Origin of the sequence: Pseudomonas sp. P8_241 (genome assembly GCF_034008315.1) — a bacterium.
Classification (GTDB): domain Bacteria; phylum Pseudomonadota; class Gammaproteobacteria; order Pseudomonadales; family Pseudomonadaceae; genus Aquipseudomonas.
This window is the reverse complement of the sequence record NZ_CP125377.1, coordinates 892,767-912,027: the sequence shown is the minus strand read 5'-3', so window position 1 is coordinate 912,027 and position 19,261 is coordinate 892,767. Positions and strand designations below refer to the sequence as shown.

Sequence of the window (19,261 nt, the reverse complement as noted above, 5' to 3'; positions counted from 1 at the left end):
GAGACTGAACATGAGCATTCATTGAGGCTGATAACCGTAGGTCAGGCCACCGAGCAGGCCCAGGCGCACCCGTTCGTTGAGCGGGTAAAACACCGGCTGGACCTGCGCCGTCCATTGCACGCCATGGGCAATGATCCAGCCCATGAGCCCAAGCGAGGAGCCGCTTTGCTGCTTGAGGCTGAGAAACAGCGGCTGCTCTGTCACCTTGTTGGTCCAGAACATCGGCACCGTCAGCACCACCAGCGCATAGCCGACGAAGGCGGCCACGTAGAGCCTCGGCGGGACATAACACAGCGCCCGGGTGAAAAAGCCCAGGCACTTGAAGATATGGGTAAAGGCGCCGAGCAGGGAAAACATCAGGGCAATCATCGGCACAATCAGCGCTCGATAACTGTCACGACCGATCTGCGCCTTTTCGCCTCTGTCGCGGTAGTTCTGCGGGTCGACCATGCGATCTTCGATCAACTGCTTGGCATCGAAACTGATGGTCGGCCGGTACACGGTTTGCTCGAAGCCGCTGGCCGACAGGTCGGGTTGCAAGGTGATCAAGTAGGGCAAGTGCAACGCGTCGCGCCACTTGTTCTGGATCGGCAGCTGCGCAAAAAACTGCCCACGCGGCAAGCCCGGATCGATCCACCGCCCAACCGACTGTAACCCCGAGGCATAGGCGTTGCGGGCATCCAGTTGCACGCGCCGGGCCACGGCTCGATTGAAAGCCGCACGGTCGTTGGGGCGCCAATCGTCGGCCACCGCGATGCCCTTCTCGCGTAGCGACTGACGCACCGTATTGGCATGGCGGTTCGGCACATTGTTGGGGGTCAGGCGGCGATTGCGTTGTTTGAGGTTCTGCACGTAATCGTTCCAGGCCTGCTGCTGGTGCCGGGCGATGGAAGCCGCGCTGATCGCCTCCAGGTAGCGAATGCTGCCCTGTTGATACTGGCGATAACTGTCATCCAGCTCGGCGAGGGAGTCCTGGTAGTGGCGATAATTAGCCTCGGCATCGCCGCGCACGGTTTCGGCGAACAACTCGAAGAACGCCTGCGCCTGTTGCTTGATGCGATCCGTCAGGCGATCCACCGACAACAGCATGATGGGAAACGTCGCCAGCAGGGTCTTGCCCTCGGGGCGCTGCAAATCCTCTGCCGTGAGGTCCAGGCCAGTCAAGCCGAAATCGTGGTGCACCATCAAGTACGTCATCGGCACGCCCAAGGCCGCGCGTGCGCGCTCATCGGGCGTCGAGCGATCCACCAGGTGATTGACCAGCGCCAACTGTGCAAAGTACGTAGTACCCACGCAGCCGACGATCACCAGGACCGCCCAGATCGTCGTGCGAAGACGGCTCCAGCCCAGGCGCAAACTTTTCTTCAGCACCGAGCCCAACCCCAGCAGGGCCACCGCCGTGCCGGCGATCAAGCGTCCGTAGACCTCGATGGACTCTACTTGATGCTGACTGGCCAGGCCGCCGACCACGTCCAGCAAACGGGCGTTGAAGCCCATTTCGACAATCAGGTACAGCAGCGTCAGAGTCAGCATCACCAGGACCAGCACACGTTCCTGGCGCCGTGGCAGAGGGTTCTTGTCTTCCCGTAGCCAGTGCATCAACGCACTGGCCGGCGAGCGGCGCTGCGCACGGGGACCAAATCGCTGGAGCGGTGTCAGGCTGGTCACGACTCGGTCTCCATCTTGGAGATCAGGTTGATTTCTACTCGGCGCCTGGGGGGCGTAGTGGCCTGGGCATGTTCGACGACCGCGTTGGCCACCGGCTGCGGCAGCGCGGAAGAAATCGACACTTTGGCCAGCGGTTTGGCCGCGGGCTTGGGAGGGGTAGGCACGCTCGCCACGTGCTTGGGCGCCGGCGGCGCGGAAGGCGCGGCGCGCGTAGAGGCCACGGGGGCCGCTGCGGTCTTGGGCACCGGTGCGGCGGCAACCGCCGGCCGGGCCTTGGACAGGCCTTGCAGCAGCCCCGGCAGGTCGACCTTCATCGGCCCACGGAAATTCTTATCCTGCGAGGAATAGGTCCAGGCCTCGGAGCGTGGGCCATTCATCTGCATGGCGACGAAACTCTTGCCGTCTTCACTGCGCTGGAAGGCCAGCATGTCGCCACAGCCCCCCAGTCGATAAGGACCCCAGACTGTCTTCCCGGAGATCACCACCAGGGCGGTTTGCGAGTCGCACTGGGCAGTGCGATAGCTCATGACCACCGCCGTGTCGCCGTCCAGCTCCATCGTGGTTTCAACGGTGCTTTCACGCCAGTCGTCCGGCAGTTGCACCTGCATCTTGCGCTCATGCAGGCTCAAGTATGCTCTGCCAGCCGGAGTTTCCATGTGACTGAAAGGCCCGGCCACCGAATTGAAGCGACCGATCACCTGGTCGGCCTGCACCCCGAACGCGCTGCACAGCAGTACAAGCAACAAACCGCGAGTAACCAGGCTGGCCAGTACTCGCAGTGCTCTGATGGGTCTCAACGTGGTCTTCCTTAAACCGGGTATCTGGGCGAACCGACATTCCTCTACGCGCCCAGATGCTAGCATAAAGCCACAAAGCCGCCATAACCGGCTTACCGTTGAACGGCCCAGAGCCCTTTGTGTCCTTCATCTTGAAACCTGAAGTACGGTTTTTCAGTTCACAACACTTCAGTTAAACCCCCAAAGCCCTTCTACACTCAACTCGCACATGCCCGACACCTCCCGTAGAAGAGGCCTCATGACCACCCTCACAGACCGTTTCAAGCAAGGCAAAGATGCTCGCAAGCACTGTCCACGCAGTTCGCATTCGGCCTTGGGCAACATCGATCGCGATCCACTGGCATTGATCAAGGCGTCGAGTGAAGGGCGCGTCAGGTCGCTGGTGGAATTGCGCTACGGCCGCATGCTGGTGTCGCCATTTACCTTCTATCGCGGCAATGCGCTGCTGCAGGCCCACGACCTGTCAGGCACCTCGGACATGGGGATGGTTTCGCCGATCTGTGGTGATTGTCACTTGATGAATTTCGGTGGATTCGCCACGCCGGAACGTAACCTGCTATTTAGCGTCAATGATTTTGACGAAGCCCATTCAGGCCCCTGGGAGTGGGATTTGAAGCGTCTGGTGGCCAGTTGCATGGTGGCCGCCCGAGACCTGCGTCACGGCCAATCGGTTGAAGAAACCTTGTGCCATGAAGTTGTCGGTGCCTACCAGGAGACGATGCTGGAGTGCGCCCTGCAAAGCGCCATGGAAACCTGGTACGAATCGATCAGCTACGACGACATGCTGGAAAAGGCTCGCAAAACCGCCATCGACCATGTGCAACGCGCCATCGAAAAGGCCGGACGTCGCACCCATGCCGAGCTGCTGCCGAAAATCAGCGAACGTCATGCCGACGGCCATATGGTCATTCGCGATGACTTGCCGGAAATATTTCACCTGCACAAAAACACCACACTGCTGGATCCCGATGACGACTGGTTGCGCCTCGCGGACTGGCGATCGCTTTATGACACCTTCGTGCGCGACTACAAAGGCACGCTGCAAGCCGACCGACGTGACTTGCTGTCACGTTTTCATGTGCATGACATGGCGTTCAAAGTAGTGGGTGTCGGCAGTGTCGGCACCCGTTGCCTGGTGGCCCTGCTGACCGACGATCAGGAATTTCCGCTGTTCCTGCAATTCAAGGAGGCGCGTCGCTCGGTGTTGGCGAACTATGTGAAGACCAAGTCACGGATACGCCATGAGGGCCAGCGGGTGGTCGACGGCCAGCGACTCATGCAATCGGCCAGTGATCTGTTCCTCGGCTGGACCACCGGTCCGAGCGGGAGGCACTTCTATGTGCGGCAATTGCGCGACATGAAAGTCTCGGCTGAACTCGAAACCTTCGACGGCGACACCTTCACAGCCTATGGGCGGGTCTGTGGCCGGGCCCTGGCACGCGCCCATGCCAAGTCTTCCGGACATGCGGCGGTAATCAGCGGCTACATCGGCAAGGGCGAAGCACTGGCCGATGCGCTGTACCAATACGCTCTTGGCTACACCGAACAGAACGAGCGCGATTTCGAACGATTCCAGCAAGCCTGTCGCAAAGGGAGTTTCCGTGCGCGGTCCGAGGCCGATTTTGCCGCCGATCATTTGCCTTGATGCTGCGGCGTGCCTGGCCCGGGGGTCTCATCGAAATGAATTTTTCTTCACCCCGGTGCCCGGCGCCAGCCTGTACATTTCACTCGCTCATTCAAGAAACTACGGTTTGCCCGCCCTCCCGCGGGCTTTTTTTTTGCCTGAAAATCCGCAGGATCCGGCTCGCCGTAACCGGTTCAGGAAGGTTCGGAGCAGCGCGGCTGCGCGAACCCTTTTGTGAGGCCGGGAGCCTCTTGCAGCACCGGCAGCTCCAGCTGTGCGCGCCCATAAAACGCCAGTGCTGTCAGCAAACAGGCGAGCCACACGAAGATCCCGGCCCAGAAGGTGTGGGACATGTAGTGCCAGCCCTGTAGCACCCGTGTCGTGCCAAAGACAAACCCCAGCGACAGCGAGCCGTACATGAGCGCCTTGCAATAGCGCCAGCGATAACGACGCGCCACGAAATACAACGCGAGCATGGTGAAGCCACCCGAGGCATGCCCGCCCGGCCAGCAACGACCGTCTCCGGCGACCTTCAGCAGGTCGAAATTCTCATACCATTCCTTGTGCTCGATCTTGCCACCGTACTGTGTGGTTTCAATTGGGCAATACACGCTGGTGTGCCCCTTCAGGTAATGGATCACACCGGTGCTGATGGAAAACGCGAAGACCACGTAGAGAAAATCCCGGCGATGCTTGTTGGCAAAGCGCAGCACGGGCGCGACTCTGATTTTTTCCAGAAAGGCGATGAGTTTCGAGTGTTTTTCCGCTTTCAGGCGTGGCCAGAGAAACGACAGCAAGGCGCCAATGATCGCTATCTCGCCAGTCCAGTTCGGAATGATCCGCGCCCATTTATGGGTAATCTTTTCGAACCAATGCACATGGTCCAGCGGGAATGTCCGGGTGAGCGGATCGTAAAACAGATCGTTGAAGGCGATATCGATTCTGGTCAGGTCGAACATCAGAAACACCACGACCGCGCAGGCCAGCGGAATGCCGAAGTTCATCCAGTAAAAACGGGGGCGGGAAGCTGTCTGCATGGTGGTGGTTGATCCAGAAGGGGAATTCATTTCGTGGTAAGCGAGCGCCAATCCGAAGCTTCGATGACCCCCAGCATGTGCGGTGCCTGCGGGTTTGCGGCGGAGATAAACAATGAGGCTCCGTAACCCGGTGTCGAAGACGCCCACTTGAGGTCTTTTTGCAATTGCGCCATGCATTCGCTGTGTGTCACCAGAATCAGGTTGCGCCCGGCCACCTTGTGCGCCAATGCGTCCCGCAACATCGTGCCCTTGCAATTGATCAACCAATCCTCGCCAACGTCGACCTTGTTGAACATGAAGCCCGCCGTTTGCGCCGTACGCAGGATCGGACTGTTGTAGATATCGGCACGTGCCAGGCCCAGCCGTTCGAACCGCGCTCCGACACTCACTGCAATGCTGCGGGAGCGATCGGTAATGCCATCGTTTCCGCTCAAACAGGCGGCTTTGGAGTGATCGCAACGTTCGACGTGGCGCACCAGCACGATCATGTCGCCCTTGGCCCATCCCGCCATCAGCGCTTGAGCACCCGCCACGTTACCGTGGGCCAAGTCCGGCACAGCGGCGGGTCGCAGTAAAAACAGGGTCAATGGAATCACCAGCACAGCTGACGCCAGCACCACCGCTGCATTGCGATAGCGGGCAAAACGGCTCAGATCGATTGAGCGGGAAACCCCGAAAAAACTCAGTCTCAATTCCACATCAAGCCGCCTCACCGGCATACAACGCTGTCTTTTGATGACGCGAGATTAGAGAGGCCTGCATTGGCTGAGGGTGAAAGCCATGTGAAAAAAAGCTTAAAAGCCCAGCAAAAACCTTGTTACAGAATCCGTCCTGCAAAAACCTTTCAGCTCCGGGGAATGCTGCCGATACAAGCTGCTACACACCTTGCTGGCTTTCAAAAAAAACAATCTTCCAGCCAACCGACGATAAAGAAGCACCACGTTCCTGGAGGAATTTGATGAATAGCTGGTTTGGCAACATCAGCGTGAACATGAAACTGGGCCTGGGATTCGGCCTGGTCCTGGCACTGACCTGCGTCCTCGCCCTTACCGGCTGGACCAGCCTGGGCGGTCTGATTGACCGCAGCAACTGGATGAGCGACATCACCCAGCTCAACGCCGGCCTGACCAAATTGCGCGTGGTTCGTCTGCAATACATGCTGACCAATGGCGACGAAACCGCCGCACAAAACGTGCAGACCACTCTCGAAGCCTTTTCCGCCCAGCAACAAGCGCTGTTGGAGAAATTCAAGAGCCCGGAAAACCTCAAGCGACTGAAAGAGCAAGGCACGGTCATCGACGCCTACAAGACGTCCCTGGCCAAGATGCGCAACGCCTACCGCAGCGGCAACAGCGCTCGCGACGCCATGGCCGCCAATGCCGAAGCCGCCAACAGTCTGATCAACGACATCAACACCCGCGTGCAACAGATGCCGCCGAGTGACCAGCGCTTCGAACAATTCCAGGCTATTACCGCCGCCAGGGAAGCGTTCCTGCTCGCGCGCTACGAAGTGCGAGGCTACACCGCGACCACCAACACCGAGACTGAGCAAAAAGCCGTTGGCCAACTGAATGCGGCCATCGCCAGTCTGAGCCCCCTCAACGTGCATTTCGCCGACACCCAGCGAGACGCCCTGCGTCAACTGGAAGCTGCGCTCGGTAACTACCGCAGCGCCTTGCAGGCGTACAAAGCCGCCAACACCGATGCGGTACAGGCTCGCCAGGAAATGACCGATCAGGGCGCTGCCATCGTGTCCCTGAGCGATCAGCTATACCAGATCCAGGTCGACCGCCGTGACATCGAAAGCGCCCAGGCACGCACCCTGCAAGTGATCAGCACGTTGCTGGCGTTGCTCGTGGGCATCATAGCCGCCGTGTTGATCACCCGTCAGATCACCCGCCCGTTGCGCGAAACCCTGGCCGTGGTCGACCGCATCGCCAGCGGCGACCTGTCCCAGAACATCCAGGTCACCCGTCGCGACGAACTGGGTGTATTGCAGCAAGGCATCGCACGCATGGGCGTGACCCTGCGCGACCTGATCAGCGGTATCCGCGACGGCGTCACCCAGATCGCCAGCGCCGCCGAAGAGCTTTCCGCCGTGACCGAGCAGACCAGCGCCGGAGTCAACAGCCAAAAGGTCGAGACAGATCAGGTCGCCACTGCCATGCACGAGATGACGGCCACTGTGCAGGAAGTCGCGCGCAACGCCGAAGAAGCCTCGCAAGCCGCCGCGGCAGCCGATGGCGAAGCCCGCGAGGGTGACAAAGTGGTGAACGAAGCCATCGCCCAGATCGAGCGGCTGGCCAGCGAAGTGGTGCGTTCCACCGATGCCATGAGCGTGCTGCAACAGGAAAGCGACAAGATCGGCAGCGTCATGGACGTGATCAAGGCCGTGGCCGAACAGACCAATTTGCTGGCACTCAACGCCGCGATTGAAGCGGCCCGCGCCGGTGAGGCCGGTCGTGGTTTTGCGGTGGTGGCCGACGAGGTCCGGGGCCTTGCCCAGCGCACGCAAAAATCCACCGAGGAAATCGAAGGCCTGGTGGCTGCCCTGCAAAACGGCACTCAACAGGTGTCGGCGGTGATGAACAACAGCCGCACCCTCACCGACAGCAGCGTGGCCCTGACCCGCAAGGCCGGCGTGTCACTGGAAAACATTACCCGCACGGTGTCCAACATCCAGTCGATGAACCAGCAGATCGCCGCCGCCGCGGAGCAGCAAAGCGCCGTCGCCGAAGAGATCAGCCGCAGCATCATCAACGTACGCGACGTGTCGGAACAGACCGCCGCCGCCAGCGATGAAACGGCTGCGTCCAGTGTTGAACTGGCACGGTTGGGGAATCAGTTGCAGATGATGGTGAGTCATTTCCGGGTTTGACGTCAGCTCAACGCTGAATCATAAAACCAATCGCGGGCAAGCTCGCACAGGGTTGCGCTGAACCTGTAGGAGCGGGATTGCCCGCGATTGCGATCGGATAGAAGACAAGATCACGAGACGCAGTTTTTACTGCACTCTCAAACACTGATCGCATTGGTAAACACCAACCGGTTACCAAATGGATCGCTGATGGTCATGTCCTGGCTGCCCCACGGCATGGCCTGAATCTGTGGGTGGGCAAATTTGTATGCTTTGGCCAGCAGTTGCTGCTGGAAGGCTTCCAGTTCATCGGTTTCGATGCGCAGTGCCGAACCCGGCGAGCAGTCGCCATGGTGTTCTGACAGATGCAGCACGCAATCACCACGGGAAACCTGTAAATACAGCGGGAAGTTGGCTTCGAAGCGGTGCTGCCAGTCGATCTTGAAACCCAGGAAATCGACGTAGAACTCCACAGCCTTGGCTTCGTCGAAAATACGCAGGATCGGAGTGGTTTTACCGAAGCTCATCGAGTTGCTCCCAGACAATGAAAGACCTGCAGGAGCGAGCAGGCCCGCTCCTGCAAAACATGTAAACGATCAGCAATGGTAGTCGGGTTTGATAACACTCCTTCGGCCCGAACATGCCATTCTTTAGTCTCAAAATGCCACCACTGTGACACACCACTCAAACGTCACAGGAAGCCTTCGCGCAAATCCCCTTCCCGTGCCAGGAACCGCCCTTCCCTGCGACCATTGGCCTGACCGTCGCGGTAACTCAGGACACCGTTTACCCACACCCCTTCGATACCTTGCGCCGCCCGTTGCGGATCATTGAAATCCGCGACATCACGAACGGTCGCCGGGTCGAACAATACCAGGTCAGCCCAAAAACCTTCGCGGATCTCGCCTCTGTGCTTCAAACCGAATCGCGCCGCCGACAAACCGGTCATCTTGTGGACGGCGGTGTGCAGCGGGAACAGCCCTACATCGCGGCTGAAATGTCCAAGCACCCGAGGGAATGCACCCCACAACCGAGGATGCGGAAACGGGTCTTCCGGCAAACCGTCGGAACCGACCATCGACAACGGATGCGCGAGGATTCTTCGCACATCCGCCTCGTCCATCCCGTAGTACACCGCGCCAGCCGGTTGCAGTTGGCGGGCGCTATCGAGCAGTGACCGGTTCCATTGCGCAGCGATGTCCATCAGGTCTCGACCGCCCATCTCCGGGTGCGGCGTGGACCATGTGATGGTGATGCGGTGGGCATCGGTGACTTGTTTGAGATCCAGCGTCGAAGAACTCGCCGCATAGGGATAACAGTCACAGCCCACTGGATGGGTTTTCGCCGCCTCCTCCAGGAACGCCAGCAGTTGCGGACTTCGGCCCCAGTTACCGGCGCCGGCGCATTTGAGGTGGGAAATGATCACCGGGGATTTGGCGTGACGGCCGATCTGGAACGCTTCGTCCATGGCTTCCAGCACCGGTTCGAACTCACTGCGCAGGTGCGTGGTGTACACCGCGCCGAACGCCGTCAGCTCTTCGGTCAGTTGCATCACTTCATCGGTGGAGGCCGAGAAGGCACTGGCGTAGGCAAGGCCGGTGGACAGGCCCAACGCACCCGCTTCCAGACTCGCGCGCAGCTGTTCGCGCATCGCCGTGATCTCATCGGCGGTGGCGGTGCGGAACAAGTCGTCGAGGTGATTGCTGCGCAACGCGGTATGACCGACCAGCGCGGCGACGTTCAGCGTGGTGTTCGCTGCTTCGACCGCCGCACGGTAGTCTCGAAATGTCGGGTAAACAAACGCCGCGGCCGTGCCGAGCAGGTTCATCGGGTCCGGCGGATCGCCGCGCAGACTGACCGGCGAAGCGCTGATCCCGCAATTGCCGACAATCACCGTGGTCACACCCTGACTGAGCTTGGGCAGCATCTGCGGTTGGCGAATCACCACCGTATCGTCGTGGGTGTGCACGTCGATGAAACCCGGCGCCAGCACCTGGCCGCCAGCATCAATTTCTTGCGCCGCATGGGCATTGTGCAACTCGCCAATGCGCTCGATTCGCCCGTTCAGAATGGCTACGTCGGCGCGATAGCCGGGACTGTTGCTGCCGTCGATGATCAGGGCATTGCGAATCAGCGTGTCGTACTGCATGTCAGTCTCCCAGCGGCAAGTGATCGTCGCCGCCGCGGTAATCGTCGAGGGCGAGTTTGATCCGCCGCAAACGTTCTTGATTGTCTTCAGGATTGGCCAGTGCCAGCTCGGTGGCAAGCACGTCGATGGCCAGCAGTATGCCGTAGCGTGCGGCGGTCGGTTTGTAGATGAACGAGGTCTCGGCAGTTTGCAGGGGCAGGACAGTGTCGGCCAATTGCGTCAGCGGGGAATCGGTACCGGTGATGACAATGAACGGATTGAGCCGGTAACGGGCGATCAGAACGATCAGCGCGATGATGGCAACGGCGGCATACACCAGCAGCCAATAGCCTAAGGACGGGCTCATGCGGTACTCCTCGAAAGGATCACGTCGAATGGTTTGTGAAACTCTAAAAACATGTCGAGGCGCGACTTTCAAACGAGGTGAAAGTAATTTTCGTGCAGAGATATGCGAGGTCGCTCAGCGGTATGGCGTGTCGCGAATAATGAAAATCCGGCAGGCGGATTTTCATCGCGCCTGCCCCTGATCTGTTTCAGTCGTGATGGACCCGGGCGCGCTTCAACAGCTTCTTGCAGCGCTCGGACAACCCCAACACCCGCAGGTGTTTGCCAGCCTTGGTGTAGCGCTCGCGCAAGGTGTCCAGCGCGGCGATGGCCGAGTAGTCGACGAAGCTCAGGTGACGGCAATCGAGCGTCACTTGTGCCGGGTCGTTGGCCGGGTCGAACTGGTTGAGGAAGGGGGTTGTCGAGGCAAAGAACAGCGTGCCATGGAGGCGGTAAAGCTTGCTGCCGTCGTTTTCCAGATGGCTGTCGGCGTACAACTGCCGCGCCTGCTGCCAGGCAAAGTTCAGCGCCGCGATGATGATCCCGCAGAGCACGGCAGTCGCCAGATCGGTGAATACTGTAATCACCGTCACCGCGATGATCACCAGTACATCGTTCACCGGAACTTTGTTCAGCACGCGCAACGACGCCCAGGCAAATGTCTGCTGCGACACCACGAACATCACCCCGACCAGCGCAGCGAGGGGAATGCGCTCGATCAAAGGCGACAGAAACAGGATGAACAACAGAATCGACACCCCGGCCACCACGCCGGACACCCGCCCGCGACCACCGGAACTGAGGTTGATCACGGTCTGGCCGATCATGGCGCAACCGCCCATGCCGCCGAACGCACCGGACACCATGTTTGCGGCGCCCAGCGCCACGCATTCGCGATCCGGATAGCCGCGGCTCTCGGTGATTTCATCGGTGAGGTTCAGGGTCAGCAGGGTTTCCAGCAAGCCGACCAGCGCCATCAGGATCGCGTAGGGTGCGATGATGTGCAGGGTCTCCAGGTTCCACGGAATATCCGGCAGCGCCAGGGTCGGCAAGCCACCGGCAATGTGCGCCATGTCGCCCAGGGTTCGGGTCGGCAAGCCGAGCAGATACACCGCCAGCCCCACGCCGAGAATTGCCACCAGCGCCGGTGGCACCGCGCGGGTCAGGCGCGGTAGCACGTAGACAATGGCCATGGTCACGGCAACCAGGCCGATCATCATGTAAAGCGGTGTTCCGCTGAGCCAGGCTTCACCGTCCTTGAAGTGCTCCAGTTGCGCCAGCGCAATAATGATCGCCAGGCCGTTGACGAAACCGAGCATCACCGGGTGCGGCACCATCCGCACCAGCTTGCCGAGCTTGAGCAGCCCGAACGCCATCATGATCACCCCACCCAACAACACCGTCGCCAGCAGATACTCCACACCGTGCTGCACCACCAGCGCGACGATTACCACCGCCATTGATCCGGCAGCACCGGACACCATGCCCGGTCGGCCACCGAACAGCGCGGTCAGCGTGCAGATGATGAATGCCCCGTAAAGCCCCATCAGCGGATTGAGATGAGCCACCAGCGCGAAGGCGATGCATTCGGGCAATAGGGCGAAAGACGTGGTGAGCCCGGCCAGGACATCGGCGCGTAGACGTTTTGGTTTCATGGAAGACCGCATGCAGGAAGTCGCGAAAAGAGTGTGCGGATGTTACGGAATCGTGGGCGACCCGGCCAGTTGTTGAGACCCTGGAAACGCCATCGCGAGCAAGCTCGCTCCTACAAAGAACGCGAGTTCCTGTGGGAGCGTGGCTTGCCCGCGATGAACGATGACGCGGTCTCAAGCGAAATTAAAATCAACCACTGAAATCTGCCGACGCATACGCCGCCAATTTTCCCTGGATAAAGTCCAGGAAACATTGAATCCGCAGCGCCAATTGCGAGTTGCGGTAATACACCGCGTTAATTGGCTGGCGATAACCGCTGTTGAATTCCGCCAGCAGCACTTTCAGTCGTCCGGCACGAATGTCTTCGATAGTCATGTAATGCGACAGGCAGGCAATGCCCTGCCCCTCCAACGCCAAATGGCGAATGGTCTCACCGCTGGAAGCGCTGAGCGAAGCCTGGATCGGCCAGCGGTCGCCATGGACATAACGCAGCGGCCATTGGTTCAGGCCTTCGTTCTGGGTGAAGCCCAGCAAAGTATGTTCGGCAAGATCCGCCACCGCCGTTGGGTTACCGTGTTTTTCCAGATAGGCCGGGCTGGCGACAATGTGCAGCGGGCTGCAGCCCAGAGATCTGGCGTGCAACGTGGAATCGGTCAGGGTGCCAATGCGGATGGCGATGTCGGTGCTTTGCTCCAGCAGATCGATGATCAGGTCGTTGCTGTTGAGTTCGAGCTGGATGTCCGGGTAGAGCCGGCGGAATTCAGCGACGTAGGGCACGATGGCGTGCAGCATGAACGGTGACGCGGCGTTGATCCGCAAGCGTCCGGACGGCGTTTGCTGGCGTGAGGTCAGGCGCTCTTCGAGCTCATCCATCTGATCGAGAATCAGCTTGGCGTGCTCGAAGAAATACTTGCCCTCCTCGGTCAGGTCCATGCGTCGCGTGGTGCGGTTGATCAGCGTGGTATCGAGTTTGGCTTCCAGCCGCGACAGCGTACGGCTGACCGCCGAGGGTGTTTGCCCGACCTGTTCGGCCGCTGCAGAAATCGATCCGCACTCAATCACGCAGACGAAAATCTGCAACTCATCGGATCTGGCTTTCACGTGTGTCCTCTTTCCCGGATCGGCAAGATCGCAGCCTTCGGCAGTCACAACGGATCGACACCTGCAGGAGTTGCCGAAGGCTGCGATCTTTTCAGCCGTTGCACCGGATAGTAGCCGAGTGTCAGGCCTTGAGACCAAACACCTCGGTCAAATGCTGCTCGTAACGGACCACATCGGCGTCAATGTTCGGGCGTTTCATCACATCGACACACAGGAATGTCGGCAAACGGGTCATGCCGAGGAATTCGTTGGCCTTGTGGAACGGAAAGTACACCGCGTCTACACCCTTGGCTTCGAAGAAGTCAGCCGGGTCGTCGAAGGCTTGCTGCGGTGCGTTCCAGGTCAGCGACAGCATGTATTGCTTGCCGTGGATCAGGCCCCCGCTGCCGTACTTCTGCGAAGCATCCGAACGTGTGCGGCCGTCGCTGGCGTAAAGGCTGCCATGACCTTCGGTGAAGACTTCATCGATGTACTTCTTCACGGTCCACGGCGCGCCCATCCACCATCCGGGCATCTGGTAAATGATCACATCGGCCCAGAGGAACTTGGCCACTTCTTCGGCGATGTCATAGCCTTCGTCGATAAAGGTGGTTTTGATATCAACACCGCCACGATCCAGAACGCTCAAAGCGGCTTCATGCAGGGTGGTGTTGTAGCGGCCATCGGAGTGGGCGAATTTTTTGCCGCCGTTGAGTAACAGGACTTTTTTCATGGGGGATCTCGGGAAGAGTTGAATTCGATGGCGGCAGAATATCGATCCGACTCACGCGGAGTAAGCGGCGAAGCGGCAAAACTCATTTGACCAATACGCACGAATCAACTGTTTATTATTGACTTAGAATTTGGTCAATTCTGAGTTCAAGGTGATTTTTTGATGAGTGAAATCCAAGGCTTTATCCTGCACGCCAAGACCCGCCCGGAAAAATCCGACGCTTTTGAAACGTTTTTCAGTCGTTATGTAGAAGCGAGTCGCGCCGAGCCCGGCTGCATCGAATACCACATGCTGCGGGACAAACAGGACCCGTCGCTGTTCATCTTTTATGAGATCTGGCAATCCCAGGCCCATCTCGATGTGCACTCGAATCTGCCGCACATGAAACAGTTTCTGGATCAGCGCGATGAGTACCTGGAACGGGACTTCGAGATCCGCGCCATCGAAATGATCAGCCCGTCGTCCGCTAGCCGCTGACAAGCAAATGGCCACCAAGCAAGGCCAGGCCTAGAAAAAATACGCGCTTGAACAACACGGCGCTGATTCGCTGGCGCAGCGATTGTCCCAGCCACATGCCCAGCATGGCCGGGATCAGCGCCAGCATTGATGCACTCAACTCGCCCCCACCGAGTTCGCCGCGCCATAACAGCCCACCCGCGAGCGCCAGGGTCGAGACGGTGAACGAGAGGCCGAGGGCCTGCACCTGCTCATCCTTGCTCAAACCCAGGGCTTGCAGATACGGCACCGCCGGAATCACGAACACACCCGTGGCCGAGGTGATGACGCCGGTCAGCACGCCGCACAACGGCCCGAGCCATCCTTCATTGCGTTCACTGACACGCAGTAAAGGCAGGAACAATCCGCTCAACGCATAGAGCAACAACGCCGCGCCCAATCCCCGCACCATCCAATGTCCATCGGCCATGCCGATCCACAAGGTGCCTGCCGCGGTGCCGATGAAGATCGCCAGCAACATCGGCCACAACCGTTTGAGCAGCCCCGGCAGATGCCCACCGAAAGCCAGTTGCCAGAGGTTGGTCAAGGTCGCGGGAATGATCAACAACGCCGCAGCCTGCGACGGAGCCATAGCCAGACCAAGCAGCCCCATGGCGATGGTCGGCAGGCCAAGGCCGATCACACCTTTGACCATGCCGGCCAGGAGGAAAGTCACGATCACCAGCAGTGACAGGGCCAGACCGAGGTTTTGGTAGAAGGATGCGAGTGTATTCATGGGACTATGGTGAGCCCGGCCGGGACGGTTGAAAATCTGCCATATACTGAGGCTGCCTCTTGTTTATACAGAGACTGAAATAGTATCGCGGCTAATGACGTCTTCGCTGGCAAGCCAGTTCCTGGATTTGATCGCCTGCAGGTACTGGCTTGCCAGCGAAGTTGCCGGTCCGTCCAACAACGAACTTGAGGCTGCCGATGCACTTCGACCTGACCGACCTTCGCCTCTATCTGAACATCCTCGAGACCGGCAACATCACCGCCGGCGCCGCCCGCAGTCATTTATCCCTGGCGGCGGCCAGCGCGCGGATCCGTGCAATGGAAGCATCCTTGGGTATCGCGCTTCTCGAGCGCAATCGGCGCGGTGTCAGTCCGACTTCAGCGGGTAATGCCCTGACACAACATGCGCGAGTGCTGTTGCAACAGGCCGATCGCATGCAACAAGAGCTGGCCGAATACGCCAAGGGTGTCAAAGGCCAGGTTCGATTGCTGTGCAACACCACAGCGATCACCGAGTACCTCCCGGAGCTGCTCGCGGATTTCCTGCGCGACCATCCCAACCTCGACATCGACCTGCAAGAGCTACCCAGCACGCGCATCACTCATGCCTTGCGCCAGGGTGCGGCGGAGCTCGGCATTGTCTCGGACGCGGTAGACACCCATGACTTGCAAACCCGCCCGTTTCGCGCCGATCCGCTGGTACTGATCATGCCCCGGGATCACCCACTCGCAAACACCGCGCCCCTGAGCTTCACCGACACCCTGCATCACGACTACATCGGCCTGAACGCCAACAGTGCACTGGCCGTGTACCTGGAGGAACAGGCACTGCACGCCGGGTTGCGCCTGCAGATCCGTATCCGTGCCGATGGGTTCGAAGGGGTCATGCGCATGGTGGCCCGGGGAGCCGGGCTTGGGATCGTGCCGGTTGCAGCCATCGAACGTTGGCTCGGTGAATCTGCGCTGAAGCAAATAACCCTGCAAGAGCCTTGGGCGCAGCGAAAACTTTTACTCTGCGCACGAGACTTCACGACGCTTGCCCCTTACGCCAAGGCATTGCTGGATGTCCTGACACTGCCCGCAACCCCGGCTCACTGCGTTTCTGGATAGCTCAGTGTCGAGCACAGACAACTGCTGAGCAGACCCGCGCTATAGGGTGCGACTTCAGTTCCAGCACCCACTGCCCGGAGTCATCATGACCGCACCGATCACCGTTCTTCGCGACACTCACCCGCTGCCCGTTCTCGATGCCTGCAAATGGGAAAAGCTCGAAGGCGACCCGCACACCGTCAACCTCAACGCCTATACCAGCGAAGACGGCAGCAAGATCATGGGCACCTGGATCTGCACGCCGGGCAAGTGGTACGTGGAATACGTGAAGTGGGAGTACTGCCACTTCCAGGAAGGCTACTGCATCATCACACCCGAAGGCATGGCCCCGATCCACCTGCGCGCCGGGGATATTTTTGTCATCGAGCCGGGAATGAAAGGTACGTGGGAAGTGGTGGAGACCGTGCGCAAATATTTCGTGTTTGCCTGATAAAGCAAAAGATCGCAGCCTTCGGCAGCTCCTACAGGGGAATGTATGCACCCCGTAGGAGCTGCCGAAGGCTGCGATCTTTTCTTTCTGCCAGATAAAAAACCGGAAACCCGCCCGACGCGGATTCCCGAAAATATCCTTTACTGCGGCTTACGATAGCCGTTGATGATCGCCGAGAAATCCTGACCTCCCTCCCCGCGCAAGCTCATCGCCTGATACAACTGCTGAGCCACCGCACCCAGCACCACCGGCTGGTGTGCCTGGCGCGCCGCTTCGGTCGCCAGCCCCAGATCCTTGAGCATCAGCTCGGCACCGAAACCACCGGTGTAACCGCGCGAGGCGGGCGCCGTTTCGACGATGCCCGGCCACGGGTTGTACATTTCCGAACTCCAGCAACGCCCGGTGGAGCTGTTGATGATCCCCGCCAGCACCTTGGTGTCGATGCCCAATGCATCGCCAAGTGCCATGGCTTCGCTGACGCCGACCATGGAAATCCCCAGCAGCAGGTTGTTGCAGATTTTAGCGATTTGCCCGGTGCCGACCTCCCCGCAATGGACGATGTTGCGGCCCATTTGTGCGAGTACCGGTTGCAGCGTGGCGAACAGTTCCGGGGAAGCGCCGACCATGAAGGTCAACGTCCCGGCCGCCGCACCACCCGTGCCACCGGAAACCGGTGCATCGGCCATGGCCACACCCTGTTTGGCAGCGGCAGCCGCCACATCGCGTGCAGTCTGCGGATCGATAGTGCTGCAATCCACGGCCGGCACGCCTTTTCCGATACCCGCGAGCACACCGTCCTCACCCAACCAGACGCTGCGCACGTGAACGGCGGCGGGCAGCATGGTGATCACCAGTTCCGCGCCCTCTGCCGCTTCCCGGGCCGACGCGCTGATGCTGCCGCCCAGTTGTTCAAGCTCTGCCAGCACGGTTTTGTTCAGGTCGACCAGGCGCAAGGAATGGCCGGCCTTGATCAGGTTGCGCGCCATCGGCGCGCCCATGTTGCCGAGACCGATAAAAGCGATTTTCATGTCCGGCTCCTTATCGCAGGTTGATGGTGGTATTCACACCGTCATTGACGCTGTCGTCATCGAACCAGCGGCTGGTGACAGTCTTGGTCTGAGTGTAGAACTGCACCACTTGCTTGCCATACGGACCGAGGTCGCCAAGCTTGGAACCACGGGAACCGGTGAAGCTGAAGAACGGCACCGGCACCGGAATCGGGATGTTGATACCGACCTGGCCGACGTCGATTTCACTCTGGAATTTACGCGCTGCCGCACCGCTCTGGGTGAACAGGCCCGTGCCGTTGCCGAACGGGTTGGCGTTGACCATGGCAATCGCCTCATCGAGCGTCGCGACTTCCAGCACCACCAGCACCGGGCCGAAGATTTCCTGGGTGTAGATCTGCATATCGGTGGTCACGCCGGAGAACAGGGTCGGGCCGACAAAGTTACCCTTCTCGTAGCCGGGAACCGAAATCTCACGACCGTCCAGTTCCAGTTTGGCGCCTTCCTTGATGCCGCTTTCGATCAGATCAAGAATCCGCGCCTTGGCTTTTTTCGAGATCACCGGACCGACGTCGGTACCCGCCTCGCTGCCCGCATTCACTTTGAGTTTCTGTGCCAGCGCTTTCAGATCAGGCAGCCATTGCTTGGCCGCGCCGACCAACACCACTACCGAAGTAGCCATGCAACGTTGACCGGCAGCACCAAAACCGGCACCCACCAATGCATTCAGCGCTTGTTCGCGATTGGCGTCCGGCAGCACCACGGCGTGGTTCTTGGCGCCCATCATCGATTGCACGCGCTTGCCGTGCTTACCGGCCAGGTCGTAAACGTGCGTACCGACCGCAGTCGAGCCGACGAAGGACACAGCCTTGATGTCCTTGTGGGTGCAGAGTGCGTCCACCACGTCCTTGCCGCCGTGCACGACGTTGAGCACACCGGCCGGAACGCCGGCCTCGATGGCCAGTTCCACCAGCAGCATGGTCGACATCGGGTCCTGTTCGGACGGCTTGAGTACGAAGGTATTACCGCAGGCGATGGCCATCGGGAACATCCACAGCGGAATCATCGCCGGGAAGTTGAACGGTGTGATGCCGGCGCATACGCCGATGGGCTGGCGCAGGGTGTAGGTGTCGACGCCGCCAGCGACGTTTTCGGCGAACTCGCCCATTTGCAGGCTGCCGATGGAGCAAGCGTGCTCGACCACTTCCAGCCCACGGAAAATGTCGCCTTCCGCGTCGGCAATGGTTTTGCCCTGTTCGGCGCTCAGCACCACGGCGATGCGCTTGGAGTGCTCGCGAATCAGCGCCTGGAGCTTGAGCATGATGCGCATCCGCGCACCGATGGGCGTGAGTTTCCAGGTCTGGAAGGCGCGATGGGCGGCGCTGATGGCCGCGTCGACTTCGTCGGCGGTTGCAAACGGCACTTTGGCCAGCACTTGCTGGGTCGCCGGGTTGATGATGTCGTGCCACTCGGTGGATCTGGACTCGACCCACTCGCCGTCGATCAACAATTTGACCTTTTGTACGGTAGTGTCGTTGGGCGTAAGCGATGCGTTCATGTGG

18 protein-coding genes and 2 pseudogenes are annotated in these 19,261 nt (G+C 59.8%); 7 read left to right on the top strand and 13 right to left on the bottom strand.

Annotation, left to right across the window (positions count from 1 at the left end):
- Window positions 1-18: 18 nt before the first annotated feature.
- Entirely contained in the window at window positions 19-1,668 is a 1,650-nt protein-coding gene (locus QMK58_RS04025) for a hypothetical protein (protein ID WP_053154272.1), read from the bottom strand.
- Window positions 1,665-2,465 carry a hypothetical protein gene (locus tag QMK58_RS04020; RefSeq protein WP_320395895.1) on the bottom strand — a complete coding sequence of 267 codons (801 nt, stop codon included), beginning with the start codon at window positions 2,463-2,465 and terminating at the stop codon, window positions 1,665-1,667. Before QMK58_RS04020 ends, QMK58_RS04025 begins: the two co-directional genes overlap by 4 nt.
- 238 nt (window positions 2,466-2,703) lie before the next feature.
- On the opposite strand from QMK58_RS04020, the gene QMK58_RS04015 reads away from it, so the two are divergent.
- Window positions 2,704-4,110 (top strand): DUF2252 domain-containing protein, encoded by a 1,407-nt coding sequence (locus QMK58_RS04015; protein WP_053154267.1) that lies wholly within the window; start codon window positions 2,704-2,706, stop codon window positions 4,108-4,110.
- A gap of 173 nt (window positions 4,111-4,283) precedes the next feature.
- Here QMK58_RS04015 and QMK58_RS04010 read toward each other — a convergent pair whose 3' ends face one another.
- Together QMK58_RS04010 and QMK58_RS04005 are read right to left on the bottom strand one after the other, a co-directional pair.
- A complete protein-coding gene (locus QMK58_RS04010) occupies window positions 4,284-5,126 on the bottom strand; it encodes a phosphatase PAP2 family protein (RefSeq protein ID WP_320396517.1) in 843 nt (280 codons plus the stop codon).
- 26 nt (window positions 5,127-5,152) lie between these two features.
- A complete protein-coding gene (locus QMK58_RS04005; protein ID WP_053154897.1) occupies window positions 5,153-5,824 on the bottom strand; it encodes a histidine phosphatase family protein in 672 nt (223 codons plus the stop codon).
- A 63-nt stretch (window positions 5,825-5,887) separates the two neighbouring features.
- Here QMK58_RS04005 and QMK58_RS04000 point away from each other — a divergent pair, with 63 nt between their 5' ends.
- The 3 genes and pseudogenes from QMK58_RS04000 (at window position 5,888) to QMK58_RS28865 (ending at window position 8,004) form a co-directional block, all read left to right on the top strand.
- Window positions 5,888-6,085, top strand: coding sequence for a hypothetical protein (locus QMK58_RS04000; protein WP_156322300.1), 198 nt, complete (start codon window positions 5,888-5,890; stop codon window positions 6,083-6,085).
- A pseudogene (locus QMK58_RS28870) lies at window positions 6,085-7,146 on the top strand (methyl-accepting chemotaxis protein); the annotation flags it as partial. The gene QMK58_RS04000 and the pseudogene QMK58_RS28870, both read left to right, overlap by 1 nt.
- Window positions 7,141-8,004 (top strand): methyl-accepting chemotaxis protein, encoded by an 864-nt coding sequence (locus QMK58_RS28865; RefSeq protein WP_413817422.1) that lies wholly within the window; start codon window positions 7,141-7,143, stop codon window positions 8,002-8,004. The pseudogene QMK58_RS28870 and the gene QMK58_RS28865, both read left to right, overlap by 6 nt.
- 137 nt (window positions 8,005-8,141) lie before the next feature.
- Here QMK58_RS28865 and QMK58_RS03990 read toward each other — a convergent pair whose 3' ends face one another.
- The 6 genes and pseudogenes from QMK58_RS03990 to QMK58_RS03965 all read right to left on the bottom strand — a co-directional run bounded on the left by QMK58_RS03990 (window position 8,142) and on the right by QMK58_RS03965 (window position 13,922).
- Window positions 8,142-8,510, bottom strand: a complete 369-nt coding sequence (locus tag QMK58_RS03990) for a glyoxalase superfamily protein (protein WP_053154258.1) — start codon at window positions 8,508-8,510, stop codon at window positions 8,142-8,144.
- A gap of 164 nt (window positions 8,511-8,674) precedes the next feature.
- Window positions 8,675-10,132, bottom strand: coding sequence for a D-aminoacylase (locus QMK58_RS03985; RefSeq protein WP_320395894.1), 1,458 nt, complete (start codon window positions 10,130-10,132; stop codon window positions 8,675-8,677).
- Window position 10,133: 1 nt separating this feature from the next.
- Window positions 10,134-10,376 (bottom strand): annotated as a pseudogene (locus QMK58_RS03980) (MurR/RpiR family transcriptional regulator); the annotation flags it as partial.
- A gap of 289 nt (window positions 10,377-10,665) precedes the next feature.
- The gene (locus tag QMK58_RS03975) at window positions 10,666-12,111 is read right to left on the bottom strand and encodes a SulP family inorganic anion transporter (RefSeq protein ID WP_320395893.1); all 1,446 of its coding nucleotides are present in this window, start codon (window positions 12,109-12,111) and stop codon (window positions 10,666-10,668) included.
- Window positions 12,112-12,298: 187 nt separating this feature from the next.
- Window positions 12,299-13,210 (bottom strand): LysR family transcriptional regulator, encoded by a 912-nt coding sequence (locus QMK58_RS03970; RefSeq protein WP_320395892.1) that lies wholly within the window; start codon window positions 13,208-13,210, stop codon window positions 12,299-12,301.
- A gap of 121 nt (window positions 13,211-13,331) precedes the next feature.
- Window positions 13,332-13,922, bottom strand: a complete 591-nt coding sequence (locus QMK58_RS03965) for an NAD(P)H-dependent oxidoreductase (RefSeq protein ID WP_053154246.1) — start codon at window positions 13,920-13,922, stop codon at window positions 13,332-13,334.
- A 162-nt stretch (window positions 13,923-14,084) separates the two neighbouring features.
- Between QMK58_RS03965 and QMK58_RS03960 the strand changes: the two genes are divergently transcribed.
- A complete protein-coding gene (locus tag QMK58_RS03960; protein ID WP_053154243.1) occupies window positions 14,085-14,399 on the top strand; it encodes a putative quinol monooxygenase in 315 nt (104 codons plus the stop codon).
- Here QMK58_RS03960 and QMK58_RS03955 read toward each other — a convergent pair.
- Window positions 14,389-15,153, bottom strand: coding sequence for a sulfite exporter TauE/SafE family protein (locus tag QMK58_RS03955; protein ID WP_053154240.1), 765 nt, complete (start codon window positions 15,151-15,153; stop codon window positions 14,389-14,391). The two genes, QMK58_RS03960 and QMK58_RS03955, sit on opposite strands and share 11 nt — an antisense overlap.
- Before the next feature lie 197 nt (window positions 15,154-15,350).
- Here QMK58_RS03955 and QMK58_RS03950 point away from each other — a divergent pair, with 197 nt between their 5' ends.
- Together QMK58_RS03950 and QMK58_RS03945 are read left to right on the top strand one after the other, a co-directional pair.
- Window positions 15,351-16,262, top strand: a complete 912-nt coding sequence (locus QMK58_RS03950) for a LysR family transcriptional regulator (protein ID WP_053154237.1) — start codon at window positions 15,351-15,353, stop codon at window positions 16,260-16,262.
- Window positions 16,263-16,347: 85 nt separating this feature from the next.
- Window positions 16,348-16,692 carry a cupin domain-containing protein gene (locus tag QMK58_RS03945; RefSeq protein WP_007900627.1) on the top strand — a complete coding sequence of 115 codons (345 nt, stop codon included), beginning with the start codon at window positions 16,348-16,350 and terminating at the stop codon, window positions 16,690-16,692.
- 140 nt (window positions 16,693-16,832) lie between these two features.
- Here QMK58_RS03945 and mmsB read toward each other — a convergent pair whose 3' ends face one another.
- Window positions 16,833-17,720 (bottom strand): 3-hydroxyisobutyrate dehydrogenase, encoded by an 888-nt coding sequence (gene mmsB, locus QMK58_RS03940; RefSeq protein ID WP_053154234.1) that lies wholly within the window; start codon window positions 17,718-17,720, stop codon window positions 16,833-16,835.
- A 10-nt stretch (window positions 17,721-17,730) separates the two neighbouring features.
- Window positions 17,731-19,257, bottom strand: coding sequence for a CoA-acylating methylmalonate-semialdehyde dehydrogenase (locus tag QMK58_RS03935; RefSeq protein WP_053154231.1), 1,527 nt, complete (start codon window positions 19,255-19,257; stop codon window positions 17,731-17,733).
- Window positions 19,258-19,261 lie beyond the last annotated feature (4 nt).